The organism is Rhizobium sp. PRIMUS64, from assembly GCF_023006465.1.
GTDB classification, from domain to species: domain Bacteria; phylum Pseudomonadota; class Alphaproteobacteria; order Rhizobiales; family Rhizobiaceae; genus Rhizobium; species Rhizobium leguminosarum.
In genome coordinates, this window is record NZ_JALBGX010000141.1 from 1 (window position 1) to 16,616 (window position 16,616).

Sequence of the window (16,616 nt, forward strand, 5' to 3'; positions counted from 1 at the left end):
CTGGGCTGCGACCGGCTGGGCGGGACGCGGGGCAGGCTGCACCTGAGCGAGCGTGCGGGCGACAGGCTCGGAGATCTCGAGCTGCTGGCTGGAGCGGCCGACGAGCTGGGAGATATCCTGCAGCGCCTTGATCTGCTCGGCGACGGCCCGGCGCATGGCCGAGGCGCTTTCCTTGGCTTCCTCGGGAAGATCGAAGGCGCCACGCTTCAGCTCGGCGCGAGTGGCGTCGAGCTCGTTACGGATGTCGGCGGCGGAGCGGCGGATATCCTCGGTGGCGCCGGAGAAGCGGCCGACGGCATCATCGATCGCTTCGCGCAGCGCTTCCCGCATGTTCTGGGCGGCACCGTCGGAGGCACGGCCGGCTTCCCCGAGCATACGCTCGACTTCCGACAGCGAGGCCGTGAGACCGCCGCGAATGCGATTGGAGAGATCGCCGGAACGGCGTTCGACATTGGCGAAGGTGCCGTCGATCGTCGTATTCGCCTCGTCGCCGGCGCGGGTGATCGCCTCGCGCATCGTCTCTGCCGCTTCCTGGGCACGCTTCTCGGTTTCGGTGAGAATGCGGCCGATATCGGCGAAGGAGGATTGCACACCTTGGCGAAGATTGCCGGTGACCTGGTTGGAGCGTTGCTCTGCCCGCTCGAACACAGTCTCGATCATGCTGCCGAGGCCTTGCATGGTCTTTTCGATCTCGGCGGAGCGCTGGACGAGGCCGACAGAGAGTGTCTGCAGCGCGCTCTCGCGCTCTTCGAGCGTCGAGGCGAGGTTGGACTGGGCGGCGCCGAGAAGCTGCGAGGCCTGAGTCAGGACCTTGGAGTGTTCGTCGAAGCGGCCGATGATGCCGCCGACCTGCGCCAGCGTCTGGCCCGAGATGTCGGAGAGGCGGTCGATCTTGCCTTCGAGGAGCCTGGTCGAGGCGGAGACCATTTCAGCGGCCTTGGTGGCGGAGTCGGCAAAGCGCGTGGTGGTGTCGCCGAGAAGGCCGTCGACGCTGGCCAGTTGTTCGGCGGAGCGGTTCATCATCATCGCCATCGCCGCACTGCTTTCCGACATGCGCTGGACGAGGCCGTTGACGTTGCCGACCAGGCTGTTTTCGATGGCGCTGACGGCATTGGCGACATTCTCGGTGCGGGCGGCAACGGCGCTGGCGAGTGCTTCGTTTTCGGCGCGCAGACGGTCGGCGCTGAGATTGGCCGCGGCGGTGATGCGGGCGGCAGCCTGCTCGCCGGCATCGGTGTAGCGGTCGATGATCGGGCGGGCCGTTTCGTCGAGGATGCGCGTCAATTCGACCGAACGGCCTGATAGCATCGAGTTGAGGTCGCGGGTGCGCTCTTCGAGCGTCGAGCGGATCGAGTTGCCGCGCGTTTCCAGTGCCCGGTCGATTTCGGAGAACGTCGTATCGATTTCGCGGGCACGCTCCTCGAGATTGGTGCGAATGGCGCTGCTGCGGGCTTCGAGCGCCCGGTCGACATCCGCCATGGTGGCGGAAATCTCGCTGCCGGCGCCCGACAGTGTCGAGCGGATGGCATTGCCGCGTGTCTCTAGAGACTGTCCGGCATCCGACAGCACCTTGGAGATGGCATTGACCTGCGTGCCGACGATGGTCTCGGCCTCGGCGACCTTGTTGACGATGGCGTTACCGGCTTCCGAGAAGGTCTGGGCGACGGCAGCAGCCTGGCTTGCCAGCCGGTTCTGAGCTTCAGCGACACGGGTGACGATCTGCGACGAGCGCTCATCCATGGTGCGGGTGAATTCGTCGCTTTTCGCATTGAGATCCTCGGCGAATTGCTGGCCGGTCTTGCCAAGCAGTTCGGTGGTTCTCGTCGCTTCGCCTTCCATTCCCTGGGCCGCGTCGGCAACCGCGCTGCGCAGCGTCGAGGCGAGACCGGCGGCCTTGCCTTCGATGGTGCGGTTGACGGCCTCGAGGCCGACGGTCAACGCACGGTCCATGGTGGAGAGGCGTTCCTCGATGCGTTCATTGCCGCGGTCGAGCGTTTCGCCGAGGATCGCGGTACGGCCCTCGATGGCGCCCGTCAGGCTGGTGGTGCGGCTGTCCAGCGTTTCGGCCAGATTGGCGGTGCGGCTGTCGATCGCCTGGGTGAGGTTTGCGGCACTGCCTTCGAGCGTCGCCGAGATGCGCCGATTGGTGTCGTCGCTGAGCGCGCCGAGACGGGAGACGCCGTCGGCAAGCACGCCGGAGAGCTGGCCGGTGGCCGCTTCGACCTTTTCGGCAACGCCGCCGACGCCGTCGCGGATGCGGGTCTCGATCGCTGCGAGACCGGTTTCCACACGTGATCCGGTTTCTTCAAAACGGCCCGTCAGGCTTTCGACCGACCGATCGAGATGGGCGGAGAAATTCTGGGTGGAGCTCGAAATCGCATGTGCCGCCTCCTGGAAGCGGCTGGCGATCTGGCCGGCGCCGGCATGCATGCGATCTTCCAATGTCTGGGCGCCGGCATCGATCGCCTGGCGGATCGCGGCTTCACGGTGCTCCAGCGATAATTCGAGCATGCCGACACTCGTCGCCACCGATGTGCCGATGCTGGTCGCCTGTTCGGCCAGCGTATCGCTGATCAGCGCATGGGCCTGGTTCAGCGATAGGTCGATGGCGTTGGCGCGGTCTTCGAGCGTCGTGCGGATGCGCTCATGGGCAGAGGCGAGCCCACCCTCGATGCGCGCTGCGGCCTCGTCGGCGAGGCCTCCGAGCCGTGTATGTGCATCGGTCAGACGGCCTTCGATGCGGCCGGTCAAACCGCCTACGAGATCCTCGAAGCGGGCGCCGCCGGTATCGAGAACGCCCGAGAGGGCGGCGCTATGTTCGGAAAGCGCATTTTCGAGCCGCTGCTGATTGTCGGTATAAGCGGTGCGGATCGCATCGGTCTTGTCGGAGAAGGCGCCGGCGACTCGGGCCTCGGCACCGGAGACGGCCTCCATGATGGCGTTGCTGCGGGCTTCGAGCACACTGTCGAAGCGGCTCTGGTTATCGTCGAGCGAAATGGCGAGCGCCATGGTCTTTTCGTCGAGCGTATCGGTGAGCCGGTCGTGGGTTGCCGTCACGGCGCCGATGATTGCGGCGGTGCGGTGCCCCAAGGCTTCCTCGAGGCGGGCCTGGCCTTCGCTCAGCGAGGCGGCGAGGGTGGCGGCCTTCTGGTCGAGCACACCGTTCAGGCCGTCATGCGTGCCGGCGACCGCATTGGTGATCGCATCGGCGCCTGTTGTCAGCGTCTCCTCGAGACGGCTCTGGCTCTCGTTCAGCGAGATGGCAAGCGCCATCGCCCGATCGTCGAGTGTCTCGGACAGGCGGTCGTGGGTGGCGGAGACCGCATTGAGGAAGGATTCCGACCGGCTCTCCAGCGTGTCCTGCAGGCGGCTGTGGCCCTGGTTCAGGGAGGCGGCGAGCGCCGTCGCTTTTTCGTCGAGCGTGTCCTCGATACGCGTCTGAGTTTCGTTGAGCGAAATGGCGAGCGTCATCGCCTTTTCGTCCAGCGTCTCGGAGAGGCGATCATGGGTGCTGGAGACGGCATTCAGCAGAGCTGCGGAGCGGGTTTCGAGCGTATTCTCGATACGGGCCTGGCCTTCGCTCAGCGAGGTGGCAAAAGCTGCCGCCTTGCCGTCCAGAGTCTCCGAGAGACGGTCATGAGTGCCGGAGACGGCGTTCAGCAGGGCCGCGGAACGGGTTTCGAGCGTGTCCTCGATGCGGGCCTGGCTCTCGTTCAAGGTAATGGCCAGCGCCATGGCCTTCTCGTCGAGCGTCTCGGCAAGGCGATCGCGCGTGCCGGACACGGTGTTCAGCAGCGCCTCGGCGCGCGCTCCAAGCGCATCCTCGATGCGGGCATGGCGCTGGTCGAGCGAGGTCGTAAGGGCGGCCGCCTTGCTGTCCAGCGTTTCTGACAGGCGATCATGCGTGCTTGATACGGCGTTGAGGAAGGCCTCGGAGCGGGTCTCGAGCGTATCCTCGATACGAGCCTGGTTTTCGTTGAGCGAAATGGCGAGAGCCATCGCCTTTTCGTCGAGCGTCTCGGAGAGGCGATCATGCGTGCTTGATACCGCATGCAGCAGCGCTTCGGAGCGGGTCTCGAGCGTGTCCTCGATGCGGGCCTGGCTCTCGTTCAGAGAGATGGCCAGCGTCATCGCCTTTTCGTCGAGCGTCTCGGCAAGACGGTCATGGGTACCGGAGACGGCATTGATGATGGCGTCGGAGCGCGTTGCCAAGGCTTCCTCGAAGCGGCCGTGATGGGTGGTCAGCGCCTCGACGAGCGCGCCACCGCGCTCTGCCATGACGCTGTCGATACGGCCGTGGGCCGTGCCGAGCGCTTCGCTGATTTCTGCCGCACGGGCAGTAAGCACGCCGCTTAGCTCCTCGGCGCGACCGCCGAAGGCAGCGGTCACCTGCTCGGTGCCGGCGGCAACGGCAGTCGTCAGATCGGTGGTGGTGGTGCGCAGAGTGTCGCGGAATTCGGCCGAGCGTGTCTGAAGGTTGTTCTGCAGCTCGGAGGTGCCGGTCGCAAGCGTCAGCGCGATGTCAGACGTAGCGCTCTGCAGCGCCGAGGTCAGTTCGCCGGTGCGGCTGGTGAGTACTGTGGTGATTTCGTCGGCGCGGCTGCCGAGGGTGCTTTCCAGGACTTCGTGGCCGGTGGCGAGCGTGGTGGCGAGCGCCAGCGACTGGTCGGTCATCGACGAACCAAGGCGGTCGATGCCGGAATTCAGGATGCCGTCGATCGAATCCGAGCCGCCGGTCAGCGTCTCGTTGATACGGGCGAGGCTCTCCATCAGCTTGGTGTCGAGCGAGCCTGTGCGTTTGTCGAAGGCGCTGGTGAATTCGGCGACGCGTTCGTCGAAGGCGGTCGACAACTGGGCGACAGTCGTCTGCAGCCGCTCCTCGAAGAAGCCGGAGCGCACGTCGAGATCCATGACGGCGTCGTCGGCGGTGGTCTGCAGGCTCTGGCGGAAGCTTGCACCCTTTTCGTCGAGCGCGCTGTTCAACTTCGACAGCACGTCGTCAAGCGTGCCGCCGATCGTGCGTTCGCCTGACGTCAGGCTCTCGTTGATCTCGCGGGTGCGGGCGATCAGGATCTCATTGAGCTGGTGCGTACGCTCGTTCAGCGCCGCATTCAGCTTTTCCGTGCTGCTGTCCATGGTCGAGGCGCGCGTCTCGAACTGGCTGAGCAGCCTTTCGCCATGGTCGTTGAGATTGACGGAGAGGGCTTCGAGGCGGTTGTCGAATTCGGTGGCCAGCGCAAAACCCGATGCGTTCAGTGTCTGCAACAGGGTATCGGTCTTGGCTGCGAGCAGGCTGCCCATCGACTGCAGGGCGCTGTCCGACTTTTCCAGGATCGTTGCGGCGCGTGTATCGATGAGCGAGGCGAAGGCTTCGCCCGATGTGGCAAGCCGCACCGCAATCTCTTCCGTCGCAAGCGACAGCTCTTCCTTCAACTGGTCGTGTACGCTGCCGATCGAGGTGCGGATACGATCGGCATGGTTGACGATCGCTTCGCGCTCGGAGCCGAGTTCGTGGACGAGGCCGCGCACGCGCAACTCGTTGTCGGCATAGGAACGTTCAAGGGCATTGACTTCGGAATGGACGAGCGTTTCCAGCTCGGAGGCACGAGCGATGGTGCGCTCGATGCCCTCATTCATGGCCGAGACCTCACGGCGCACGGCCTGGCCGACCGTCATGATGCGCTCGGAGGCGATGGTTTCCGGCTCTGCCAGGCGCAATGCCACTTCTGCCATGGAGCGGGCGGCGTTGCGCATGTCCTGGGCGCGGGAGATCATAATGGCGAAGGCATAGAACATCATCACGGGAATGACGATGCCGACGAGGCCGGCGATGACGCCGGGCAGGGCGACGAGATCGGCGAGCGAACGGATCTGCCAGATCTGCGGAGAATAAAGCAGCGACATCAGACCAAGGCCGGCCATGACCCAAAGCACTGAAAACAGGGTGGCGGTACGCACCGCCGAGCGGCTGGAGGCGCCGTCAAAGGATTTCAGGATCGAGGCGGGCGTATTGCGGCTGGCATCGTTGGCGGGCGCGAACGTCGGGCCCCTGGAAGCCTGCTCGCCGGCGGCACCGCGGCGGCTGCGGCGCTGCGCTTCTTCCTGGGCCTGCTGATTGCGCGCATTTACTGGATCAGACACATTAGCCTCCGGGGCCTGGGGCGCGTCGCCGCGGCGAGACGGTACGTTATCCTTGCTGAAGTCGATCTGGAGCGCCTCGTCCAATGCCTTGAACGCCTTGTCCTCAATCGACTCGTTATATTTGTTGTTCGCCATTCGGGTATGCCTCGTTACTGTCAGCCGGCCCAACCGCGCATCCGGGGCTTCCGCCTCACCCGGGAACAACTTTGCCGTTCCAGCCTCCCATCCCAACAAAGGACGGATAAGCATGTCATTTCAGAGTAGATAGCCGCTTTTTCAAACGGAAGGTATCAAAACACTACCATTATCCACTCGCTCGGCAAAGGCGCGTACCATAAACCCGCTCCACCAGTATCGTAGTGACACATCTGGGCTCTTCACACAATTAATGAAGGCTTGAGATTCATGGCCCGTTAACCCGTTGTTAACATCTTTGAATCCTAGACACCGCTTAAAAACCAATAATTTAGGGATGTTTAACGGACGTTAACCATATGGCGAGATTTCCGCCCTGAGTGTGCCGGAATTTAACGTGATAGCCACCCTCCTGACGCAGAACTGTTGCAACTGCGGACGACAGAGACGGGAGAATTGGCAATGGCAGCCCAGATGGCAGCATTGAACATCGTATTCGAGGCGCCGGATAATGCAAAGGGACCGTGTCCCTCGAAGGTCCGGCCGATCGATCTGGTCCATCTCGCAAAGCAGACGATGGGCGACAAGACGCTGGAAATCGAAGTCCTTCAGATGTTTGCGCGCCAGGCCCGTGCATGTCTACAGGATATTGCGAGCGGTGAAACCATCCGTATCGGCGCAGCCGCGCATCGGCTGAAGGGCGCGGCAAGCTCAGTCGGCGCGTTCCGCGTGTCGCAGACGGCGGAAGCCGTCGAGGAAACCGGCGGCGATGCCGGCGCGACGGCAGCGCTGGGTGCCGCCGTCATCGACGCCGAGAATTTCATCTTGAAGCTCTGCCGCGGCTGATCTCTAAGTCTTTATTTAATGCATGTCATTGTCCCAAAACCGCTGCACACTGTTGGGCGACGTGCAGGAGATAGTGTTTTAACGAGGCCCGTTGTTCCATTGCGGAACCGCGGGTCTTTTTGCGACGTCCCGTATGACGCTTTGAAGACGGCGGGCGAAGGCCCGATCTGCGAGGCTATGGCGGATTTCGCCAATATTGACTGACGCGTCGAATTGTCGGAAGAAAATCCGCCCACCCACCTGAAGACCGGAAATAGTCCTGATGCCCAAACTTACCATCGTCGCCTTCGACGGCACGCGCTTCGACCTCGACGTCGACCAAGGCTCCACCGTGATGGAGAATGCCGTGCGCAATTCGGTGCCCGGCATCGAGGCCGAATGCGGCGGCGCCTGCGCCTGCGCGACCTGTCATGTCTATGTCGATGAGGAGTGGACGGAAAAGGTCGGCCAGCCGGAAGCGATGGAAGAGGACATGCTCGACTTCGCCTTCGATGTACGCCCGACTTCGCGGCTGTCCTGTCAGATCCGGATGAAGGCTGTCTATGACGGGCTCGTGGTCCACGTGCCGGAACGCCAGGCCTGAAGCACGTTACGCTTCAAACGTCGCCGAAACATTCGATATCAAAAAAGACGCCTCGCGCGCTTGAGCGAGCGAGGCGAGGCGGGCGCATTACCTACGGATGAGGGAGGAACATCCGCGGCTTCGGAACGCGCCAGGAGAACCCAGCGATGAAAGTGCAGATGCCGTAGCTGAACTTTCGAATGTGTTCATATTAACGCGTTCCGGTTGAGTCTGCCAGGATGAAAAATGACCATTCAATCGCTGGGGAGGGTGCAAGTTTCGCACAAGTTTCGTTGTGCAGCTAAGGTTTTCCGCTCGCAACCAGATTGAAAAAGCCTTATTTTTCGCCGGCTCGACCGTTGATTCGATTATTTAGCAACCTCAACATTCGCTTCTGAAAATTGACGGCCTCGACCCGATCGAATCGCGCCTGCTGCCGGTCGTGCTCCTCTATACCGCGAGCTGATTCGTTGGAGACGAGTTCCTGCATGGCTTCGCAGCTGCGCTGCTGGCGCAGCGCGCGAATGGCGCGCTCCATGGCGCGGGCCTGATCGCGGGCGATCTCGGCATGGCGCTCCTCGTGGCGCTTGATATCGCTCGACAGCGCGTCCCAGATCATCGACAGCTCCTTGCTGGCGCCCTTGCGGCTGCTCCAGCGCGGCAGGATGATCTGGGTGTGGACCGTGACCTTGACGTTGCCGACGCGGCAGCGCCCGTTATCCTGGATATAGGTTGCCTCGCCGCCGAAGCGGATCTTCGTGGCGCCGGGATGGCGGGCAGAGGAACCGCTCGCCGTCGGGCCCCGCCGGCTGAGTTCGCGGTCGAGCTCATCCGCTGTTTTGCCGCGAATGTCGAAATAGGAATAGCTTTTCGATGCGATCACTTCGGCTGCCACGGGGCTGCAAAGGGAAAGAGCAATGGAAAAGGCGATAGGAAGGACCATATAACGCACTGCAAGCGGCATTCTGAACGCAACCCGTGTTGAAATCGACAGGAGCTTGGGGCATAGGCACCGCAAGCGCAATATCGGATGGCGCTTTTTTCGTCCTCAATGGGATAAGTCTGGTGACAGGGCTCGAAGGCAGTATATGGCGTGTCGGCCATGGCCGGGAGATCGAACTCGGCCGTCGTTCGACGATCATGGCGATCATCAACGTGACGCCGGACTCCTTTTCAGACGGCGGTCGCTTTGAAACCGTCGATGCGGCGGTCGAACAGGCGCTGCGAGCGGTGAGCGAGGGCGCCGGCATTATCGATATCGGCGGCGAATCGACCCGACCGAACGCAGCAACCGTCAGCCCTTCCGAGGAGCAGGCGCGCGTGCTGCCCGTCATCGAGGCGCTACGCGGGCGCACCCAGGCGCTGATTTCCATCGACACCTATCGCGCCGAGACGGCACGGCTTGCGATCGGAGCTGGCGCCCATATCGTCAATGACGTCTTCGGGCTGCAGAAGGAGCCCGATATCGCCAATATCGCCGCGGTGACCGGAGCCGGGCTCTGCATCATGCACACCGGCCGCGATAGGGTAAAACTCGTCGATGTGATTGCCGATCAGGTACATTTTCTCGAACGGTCGCTTGCGATCGCCGCTGCATCAGGCGTCAACCGCGACCGCATCGTACTCGATCCGGGCTTCGGCTTCGCCAAGGAGACGGCGGAGGAGAACCTGGAGCTGATGGCGCGGTTTTCTGAACTTTCCCGTTTCGGCTTGCCGCTGCTCGCCGGCACGTCGCGCAAACGCTTCCTCGGCGCGGTGACGGGCCGTGAGGCACAGGACAGGGATGCGGCGACGGCTGTGACCAGCGCGTTGCTCAGACTTCAAGGGGCTGCGGTTTTTCGGGTGCACAATGTCGCAATCAACAGGGATGCGCTCGATATCGTCGATGCTATGCTCAATGCGCGCCAGGAATTCGAGAGGAAGCGGCCGACATGACCACCTACACGATCACGCTGCAGAACTGCGCCTTCTTTGCGCGCCACGGCGTGCATGACGAGGAGGAATTCCTCGGTCAGCGCTTCTTCGTCGATGCCGAACTCGATGTCGTCGCCGGCGAGGCGCTGGAAAGCGATTCGATCAACGATACCGTCAATTACGGCATCGCCTTCACCGTGATCGAGCAGATCGTCACCGGCAAGCGGCGCTACCTGATCGAGTCCCTGGCGCTCGATATCGCCAAGGGGCTTTGCGAGACATTCCCGCAGATCCGGCGGGCGAAGATCACGGTGCGCAAGCCGAACGCACCGGTGCCCGGCGTGCTCGATTTCGTGCAGGTGAGCGTTGAGCACTTTGCCTGAGGCCGCATTGCAATCCGCCACACTCGGTCTCGGCGGCAATATCGGCGACCCAGTGAAGGCGATGGCGGCGGCGCTGCAGAGGCTGGACGGACGGGACGACTGTCAGGTTACGGCGGTGTCGCGGCTCTATCGCACGCCCCCCTGGGGAAAGACCGACCAATCCTTCTTCTTCAACGCCTGCGCCGCCGTCAAGACCAGCCTGGAGCCCGAGGCTTTACTCGATGTCTGCCTGTCGATCGAACGTGAGATGAAACGCGAACGCATCGAGCGTTGGGGGCCACGGACGCTGGATATTGATGTGCTGACCTATGGCGACGTGATCCAGGACGCGCCGCGGCTGGAACTGCCGCATCCGCGGATGACCGATCGCGGTTTCGTGCTGATGCCGCTTGCCGATATCGCGCCGGAGCTTCTCGTCAGGGGCAGGGCGGTGAGTGACTGGCTTGATGATGCCGAGGTGACCGGCATCGAGGTTGCCGACAACAATCGAGACTGGTGGCGGAGCGCCTGAAGCAGGGAAGCTGAAACGGAAAACGGCGGGAAACCCGCCGCTTCAGGAAAATCCGCTGTGCGGTTTGTCTACTGGATAGAACCGACGGCCATCTCGTCGACCTGGCGGGTCAGCGTCAGGCCGATCACCGGGATCATCTGGCTTTCGACCTTGACCGAAACGGTGACGTTCATCGTCTTGTCGTCGCGCACGCGGGCGATCATCGCACCATTCAGCTTGGCGCGGTTGATGCCGACAACGACGGTATCCTCGCTGACGGCGCCGGAGACGACGTCAAGGCCCTTGCCGGCGGCACCGTCGAGGAACTTGCCCTTGTAGCTCGAGCCCGACTGCGAGATGACGGCGGTCATCGGCTGCTTGAAGACGCCGACGCGGCAGGTGCCGTCGAGCTTGATGCCGGCGCTGCTGTCGCCGGTGGGCTCACCGATCAGGTTGCAGGTGAATTTCGTGCCCTTGTACTTGCCGGCGACGATTTCGCCGGGGCCCTTCCAGGAGCCGGCGACGGAATCGAAGAAGGCCTTGTCACGGGTTGCAGCGGTGGCTGCCGGAGCGACATCTGCAACGGGAGACAATGCCGCGGCGGCCAAGCCGCATACGATGAGAAACTTGCGCGAATACATGGATTTTCCTTGGCAAACACCACTCACGAACTGGCTGCAAGTTTTGCCGAAGAATGGTTAATCCTTCCTTTCGAATGTGCCGAAATGCAAGGCAATACAGGGTTTTTGCGCGGTGATGATTTTAAAATGTCGTCACTAGAGCATTGAATCTGCTCAAATTTCTCTGGCATTACCCTAGGGGAGGCGAAAGCTGCGGAATCGCTGCTTCGTTCAAGGATTGTTGCCGCGAGGCGACATGGAGGGGGTGAGATCGCCGATGAAATCACCGATTCCCGGCCGCTTCAGGGCGTGGAAGGCAAGCGGGCGGCAGAGATCCATCGCCGCGATTCCGATGCGGGCGGTCATCAGGCCGTTGATGACACCTTCGCCGAGTCGGGCCGAGAGCTTCGAGGCAAGCCCATGGCCGAGCACCTGCTGGACCAGGCTGTCGCCGACGGCGATCGAGCCGGTGACGGCCAGGTGCGCCAGCACGTCACGCAGCAGGCGGAACATGCCGAGCGTGCCGGGACGGCCGCCGTACAGCTCGGCCATAGCGCGGATGAGGCGTACCGCCTCGTAGAGCACATAGAGCAGATCGACGACGGCGCGCGGGCTGACGGCGGTGACGATCGAGACACGCTTGGAGGCGTTGACGATGAGCGCCCTGGCCTTGCGATCGAGGGGAGCGAGCAGTTCGCGTTCGGCTAGTGCAATCAGATGTGGGGGATCGATGACCTCGCCTTCGGTCGCCTTCAGCGTCGCGCGACCCTTCGATGTCTCAGGATTTGCCGACAGCAGCGTGGTCAGCTGGGCGACGACTGCGCGCGCCTTGGCCGGCCGAGTCTCGAGTATCGCCGCCTCGGCTTCGGCCTTGATCTTCTGGACGGCGGCAAGGCGCATCATGCCAACGGTTTCGCGGATGACGAGGGCCAGCACGGCAAGGATGCCGATTGCCAGCACGGCAAGGGCTGCATAACCCAGCCAGTCGGCGCGGGTGAAGAGATCGCGGATCAGGCTATCGGTCCAGAGGCCGATTGCGAGCGACAGCAGGATGCCGAATGCGCCGGCGGCGATCTTGCCGAAGGAGGTCCGACGTCTCAGCGGCGTTGCAACGGGGACCGCGCTCAGATCCTTCTCTGGATTGAGGAAGGGATCGTCCTCGTCAGGTGTGACAACGATATTTTCGGAGAAGCTTTCCGGCTTGCGCCGCCGCTCTCCTTGCCGGCCGTTGTCGCGCAGCTCGGCAGCCTCGTCCTCATAGTTGAAGGCAGCGGGTGCGCGGCGCGGCGGATCGGACGGGGGCTTGCTCATGCGAGACGGTCTCCGAACAGGAACTGCATGGCGCGGTCGAGGCGGATATGCGGCACCGACAGCTTGATGCCGCCGCCGGTTTCCTCGAGTTGCGGCGGGCGGAATCTGACGACGTTGACATCGGGCAGTTGCAGACCGGTGTCGCCCGCGGCGAGGCGATCGAACAGGCTTTCCGGATCCTCAGGCAGGTCGCCGGGGAAGATCGCGGTCTTTCTCTGGCCGTCAAAGCGCTCGCCGACGATGGTTTCGCCCTCCATCGGCGTGCCGACGATGACCGGCAGTTCATGGCCATCACGTTTGACGGTCGCTTCGCGGGTGGCGCGCACGGAGGCAAGCGCCATGACGTCGATTCCGGCGCCTGCCATGCCGATGCGGTCGATGGCGCGATCCACTAGGCGGCGGGTCAGGGCATCGAGCCGGTCGTGGCTTTCATGGTGGAGATGGTCAGCCTTGGTGGCGGCGACCAGCACGCGGTCGATGCGGCGCCCGAGCAGGGAGGAGAGCAGCGAATTGGTGCCAGGGCGGAAACAGGCGAGCACATCGGTCAGCGCGCGTTCCAGATCCTGCACGGCTTCGGGGCCGCGGTTCATCGCCTGCAGTGCATCGACCAGGACGATCTGGCGGTCGAGCCGGGCGAAATGTTCGCGGAAGAAAGGTTTGACGACGACCGATTTGTAGGCCTCGTAGCGCCGCTCCATCATCGTCCAGAGCGAGCCGCGGCCGGGACGCCCGTCCGGCGGCAGCGCTAGCGGCGCGAAGGTCAATGCCGGCGACCCGTCGAGATCGCCGGGCAGAAGCAGGCGGCCGGGCGGCAGGGTGGAGAGCGAGCGTTCGTCGGCCTTGCAGGCCTTGAGATAATCGGCGAAGGCGGTGGCGAGATCGCGGGCGACCATCTCGTCGGCACCGGCATGGATATCGGCGGTGCGCGTCAGCGCCAGCCATTGGCGTGACAGCTCGGAGCGGACGCCGGTTTCGGCAAGCGCAATCGTCTCCTCGCTGAAGGTACGATAATCCTTGCCGAGCAGTGGCAGGTCGAGCAGCCATTCGCCGGGATAATCGACGATATCGATCGACAGGCGGCCGGGCGAAAACAGCCGGTTCCAGCCGCTGGCGCTCTGATAATCCAGCGTGAGGCGCAGTTCGGATATGGCGCGGGTCGAATCCGGCCAGATACGGTCCTTCACCAGTGCGCGGATATGGTCCTCGTATTGAAAGCGCGGCACGGCATCGTCAGGCTGCGGCTCCAGCCGCACCGCCGAGACGCGGCCGGATTGGACCGGCTCGAACAGCGGCAGGCGGCCGCCATTCAACAGATTATGGACCAGCGAGGAGATGAAGACCGTCTTGCCAGAACGGGAGAGGCCGGTGACGCCGAGCCGCACGGTCGGATTGACGAGGCCGCTCGCCCGATCGGCGAGATTGTCGAAGGCGATGCGGGCGTCATCGGCAAAAGATGTCAGGCGTGGCGGCAAGGCGCGATTCCGGTTGGTGACTGCCCCGCAATATAGGGAGGGCGCGCCGCCCGCAAAAGAAGCGGCGCGAAAGTCTTCAGACGACCACGAAATCGGTGAGGCGCCAGACGGCGGCGGAAGCATCGTAATCGACGACGGCAAGGCCTGCCGTCGGGAAGCCGCCGGGAAGGGCGCTTACCATCGCCTCGTGACCGATCAGCGCCTCCAGCGCCTGCTCCATGGTTGGATTGTGGCCGACCAGCATGACGGCAGATTCGTCCTGTGCATCGATGATCTCGAGATAGGTGTCGACCGTGGCATTATAGAGCGCGTCAACATAACGAACCTCGAGCGTGAGGCCCATCGCCCGGTACACCGCATCGGCGGTATCGCGGCAGCGCAGCGCGGTCGAACTGATCAGAAGATCGGGACGGTAGCCCTTGTCGGCGGCCTTGTCGGCGATGATTTCGGCATCGCCAAAGCCCTTTTCGTTCAGCGGCCGGTCGAAATCGCGCTGTCCGGGTTCGGCCCAGGCGGCCTCGGCATGGCGCAGGAGATAGATGCGGTTGGGCGGAGGCAGGGGTACGGTCATGGGCAAATCCAGGATCCAGCGGGCCTTTTCAGTAGCGGTTGCAATCGGCCGGCGTCAACCGCCAGCGCTGCCCCAGCTGCCCAAAACGCGGCGGATAACACGGCGTTTTGAAGGCGAAGCAAAAAACGCAAGCCGGAATAATGGTGAGAAAATAGTCTGTTAGCCGAAAACTGTGACAGATTTAAAAATCTGTTTACCTGTCGTATTTGGCTTGAATCGCGACTAGCGCTTGGGATATACACCCGGCCAGATGAGATGTTCTTCAGGAGAATCGCGTTGAGTGAGAAGATCGATCTTAGCAATTACGTTCCCTCGGAAGAGGAAGAATTCATGAACGTAAACCAGCGTGCCTACTTCAGGGCGAAGCTGGTTGCATGGAGAAATGATATCCTTAGAGAAGCGCGCGAGACACTCGACCATCTGGCCGAGGAAAGCGCAAACCATCCCGACCTCGCCGACCGGGCGTCGTCGGAAACAGACCGGGCGATCGAACTTCGCGCCCGTGACCGGCAGAGAAAGCTGATTTCGAAGATCGACGCGGCACTGCAGCGCATCGAAGACGGCACCTACGGCTATTGCGAGGAAACTGGCGAGCCGATCGGCCTCAAGCGCCTCGACGCCCGCCCGATCGCGACACTGTCGATCGAGGCGCAGGAGCGTCACGAACGCCGCGAAAAGGTCTATCGCGACGAATGAGAGTTTTCATGCAGGCATGAGAGCAGAATAAGCGCCGCGATCTGATCGCGGCGCTTTTTTGTTATCCATTGTCCTCGCGTGTTGGGGAACAAGCCACAAAGGCCCGGGATCGAGCCGTTGTGGCCGCAGATTCCGTGATTACAGCCGATCTCCTGATGCCAGAGGTTTCCACGATTGCTCTCGATCGGCCTGCATGGCGAGGTCGATCACGATAAGGGTGCCATTCCTGATTCGTCGCCGCATGACGTTTGATCGGTCAGGATCTGTGCGAACCATGCCTTCATCATGAAGAGCCTGCAGCCGCGAGCGCGAAACTTTCAACTCGGACGCGAGCAGACGGTCAAGCCGTATGCTGGTTGGAAACGGGACTATCAGTTCGATTGCCAAACTCGTCCAATGTGCAGTTTCGCGCTGGATTTCTTTCGCGATTTCAAATTCAGCAAACTCGTCCACACGTTGCGACTTGTGCCGGAGAGCATCCAGGTTGAAGGTTTCCGCCCGGATCCAGTCCGGATCGTTGGATTGTAACGCGTCAAGGATTGCAGGGTCGATGTCGCGAACATTGCGGCGCTCGATGATTGGCCGGTTCCATGTCCTTTCACAGGTCAGGCATTTGTAGATAAGCCAAGCATCAAGCCTGCGACCGTTGGCGTTGAGCCGGATCTTGCCGCTGGATTGGAAGGCTCTCAGGCCTCCGCATCCACCGCATGCAATCCAAGGCTGGGGAGCTGTCTTTGGAATAATGGTCCATCGGACCTGAAGCGTATTGCACATACCGTCTTGGTCTTCCGCTCGGAAGTCCACCAAGATGGTGCATGAGAAAACCCTTGCGGGCGCGGTGTGGCGATGTTGTGGGCGGCTGAAGAGCTGAGACAGCGGAGCTGCACATGGCACATTGTAACAATGCCAAACCGGTCTCTCGCCACCACCCGATGAACATGTTCGCATGCCGCCAGCGTGTCGCTCTGCGGCAGTACGGGTGAAACTGGAGTGAGACCGGTATTTACTTAGGCAAAGTGCAACCTCGAATGCGCCGACGCTCTTCAACCCTAGGGATAACAAATGATCGGCATGAAAGGCAGCCCCCAAGCCGTTCGGGAGCTGAAAGCCAGGGAAATGCGGCTTTTATGCAACGTGATGATGAAGGAAGGGGCGCTCTGGTAATTCGACGTCAGGCAGGCGCGTTTGCCTTCACTTGTCGCGATTGACACTCATTTCGCCGAAGATGCGGGCGACTTCCTTCTGCAGTTCGGTATCGGCGCCGGTGATCGGGGCAAGCTCGGGATCACGGCGTGGCAGGTTGCCTGGCTGCGGCACGGCTTGGCGGGGCGCCTGATTTGCCGGCGCGGGCACGATGCGTTCGGCCGTCAGATTGCTCGACATTTCCTCTTCCAGCACCCGCTGGAAATCATGACGGATCGCCGCTGCCGGCTGCGCAGCCGCCTCGTCTTCGGCCGTTGCAGGTGCGGCGCGTG

Annotated in this window: 14 protein-coding genes and 1 pseudogene; 7 read left to right on the forward strand and 8 right to left on the reverse strand. The window is 62.5% G+C overall.

Annotation, left to right across the window (positions count from 1 at the left end; all coding sequences use genetic code 11):
* On the reverse strand, nucleotides 1-6,276 hold a 6,276-nt coding region (locus tag MOV76_RS32920), incomplete at its 3' end, for a hypothetical protein (protein WP_247266087.1).
* A gap of 462 nt (nucleotides 6,277-6,738) precedes the next feature.
* Here MOV76_RS32920 and MOV76_RS32925 point away from each other — a divergent pair.
* Together MOV76_RS32925 and MOV76_RS32930 are read left to right on the forward strand one after the other, a co-directional pair.
* Complete coding sequence (locus MOV76_RS32925) at nucleotides 6,739-7,122, forward strand: Hpt domain-containing protein (RefSeq protein WP_017964526.1); 384 nt, start codon at nucleotides 6,739-6,741, stop codon at nucleotides 7,120-7,122.
* 262 nt (nucleotides 7,123-7,384) lie between these two features.
* Entirely contained in the window at nucleotides 7,385-7,705 is a 321-nt protein-coding gene (locus tag MOV76_RS32930) for a 2Fe-2S iron-sulfur cluster-binding protein (protein ID WP_003540151.1), read from the forward strand.
* A gap of 316 nt (nucleotides 7,706-8,021) precedes the next feature.
* Here MOV76_RS32930 and MOV76_RS32935 read toward each other — a convergent pair whose 3' ends face one another.
* Nucleotides 8,022-8,648 (reverse strand): DUF922 domain-containing Zn-dependent protease, encoded by a 627-nt coding sequence (locus MOV76_RS32935; RefSeq protein ID WP_018242231.1) that lies wholly within the window; start codon nucleotides 8,646-8,648, stop codon nucleotides 8,022-8,024.
* Nucleotides 8,649-8,749: 101 nt separating this feature from the next.
* Here MOV76_RS32935 and folP point away from each other — a divergent pair, with 101 nt between their 5' ends.
* The 3 genes from folP to folK are packed head-to-tail and all read left to right on the forward strand — an operon-like array spanning nucleotide 8,750 to nucleotide 10,492.
* Nucleotides 8,750-9,619, forward strand: coding sequence for a dihydropteroate synthase (gene folP, locus MOV76_RS32940; protein ID WP_210067500.1), 870 nt, complete (start codon nucleotides 8,750-8,752; stop codon nucleotides 9,617-9,619).
* Nucleotides 9,616-9,981, forward strand: coding sequence for a dihydroneopterin aldolase (folB, locus tag MOV76_RS32945; RefSeq protein ID WP_003540148.1), 366 nt, complete (start codon nucleotides 9,616-9,618; stop codon nucleotides 9,979-9,981). Before folP ends, folB begins: the two co-directional genes overlap by 4 nt.
* Nucleotides 9,974-10,492, forward strand: a complete 519-nt coding sequence (folK, locus tag MOV76_RS32950; RefSeq protein WP_247266090.1) for a 2-amino-4-hydroxy-6-hydroxymethyldihydropteridine diphosphokinase — start codon at nucleotides 9,974-9,976, stop codon at nucleotides 10,490-10,492. Before folB ends, folK begins: the two co-directional genes overlap by 8 nt.
* A 68-nt stretch (nucleotides 10,493-10,560) precedes the next feature.
* Here folK and MOV76_RS32955 read toward each other — a convergent pair whose 3' ends face one another.
* Nucleotides 10,561-11,112 (reverse strand): hypothetical protein, encoded by a 552-nt coding sequence (locus MOV76_RS32955; RefSeq protein ID WP_003540146.1) that lies wholly within the window; start codon nucleotides 11,110-11,112, stop codon nucleotides 10,561-10,563.
* Nucleotides 11,113-11,121: 9 nt separating this feature from the next.
* On the opposite strand from MOV76_RS32955, the gene MOV76_RS32960 reads away from it, so the two are divergent.
* Nucleotides 11,122-11,259 (forward strand): hypothetical protein, encoded by a 138-nt coding sequence (locus MOV76_RS32960; RefSeq protein ID WP_247266088.1) that lies wholly within the window; start codon nucleotides 11,122-11,124, stop codon nucleotides 11,257-11,259.
* A gap of 63 nt (nucleotides 11,260-11,322) precedes the next feature.
* Here the strand turns inward: MOV76_RS32960 and MOV76_RS32965 are convergent, their stop codons facing one another.
* The 3 genes from MOV76_RS32965 to MOV76_RS32975 all read right to left on the reverse strand — a co-directional run bounded on the left by MOV76_RS32965 (nucleotide 11,323) and on the right by MOV76_RS32975 (nucleotide 14,445).
* Nucleotides 11,323-12,402 carry a YcjF family protein gene (locus MOV76_RS32965; protein ID WP_130652503.1) on the reverse strand — a complete coding sequence of 360 codons (1,080 nt, stop codon included), beginning with the start codon at nucleotides 12,400-12,402 and terminating at the stop codon, nucleotides 11,323-11,325.
* Nucleotides 12,399-13,874 carry a YcjX family protein gene (locus MOV76_RS32970; RefSeq protein WP_247266089.1) on the reverse strand — a complete coding sequence of 492 codons (1,476 nt, stop codon included), beginning with the start codon at nucleotides 13,872-13,874 and terminating at the stop codon, nucleotides 12,399-12,401. Before MOV76_RS32970 ends, MOV76_RS32965 begins: the two co-directional genes overlap by 4 nt.
* Before the next feature lie 76 nt (nucleotides 13,875-13,950).
* On the reverse strand, nucleotides 13,951-14,445 hold the full coding sequence (locus MOV76_RS32975) for a histidine phosphatase family protein (protein WP_018445180.1): 495 nt from the start codon (nucleotides 14,443-14,445) through the stop codon (nucleotides 13,951-13,953).
* Between the two features lie 276 nt (nucleotides 14,446-14,721).
* Between MOV76_RS32975 and dksA the strand changes: the two genes are divergently transcribed.
* Nucleotides 14,722-15,141, forward strand: coding sequence for an RNA polymerase-binding protein DksA (gene dksA, locus MOV76_RS32980; protein ID WP_017964517.1), 420 nt, complete (start codon nucleotides 14,722-14,724; stop codon nucleotides 15,139-15,141).
* 138 nt (nucleotides 15,142-15,279) lie between these two features.
* On the opposite strand, the gene MOV76_RS32985 is transcribed toward dksA, so the two are convergent.
* Together MOV76_RS32985 and MOV76_RS32990 are read right to left on the reverse strand one after the other, a co-directional pair.
* Entirely contained in the window at nucleotides 15,280-15,915 is a 636-nt protein-coding gene (locus MOV76_RS32985; protein WP_130652501.1) for a DUF1062 domain-containing protein, read from the reverse strand.
* A gap of 417 nt (nucleotides 15,916-16,332) precedes the next feature.
* Nucleotides 16,333-16,616, reverse strand: a pseudogene (locus tag MOV76_RS32990) (flagellar biosynthesis protein FliO); the annotation flags it as partial.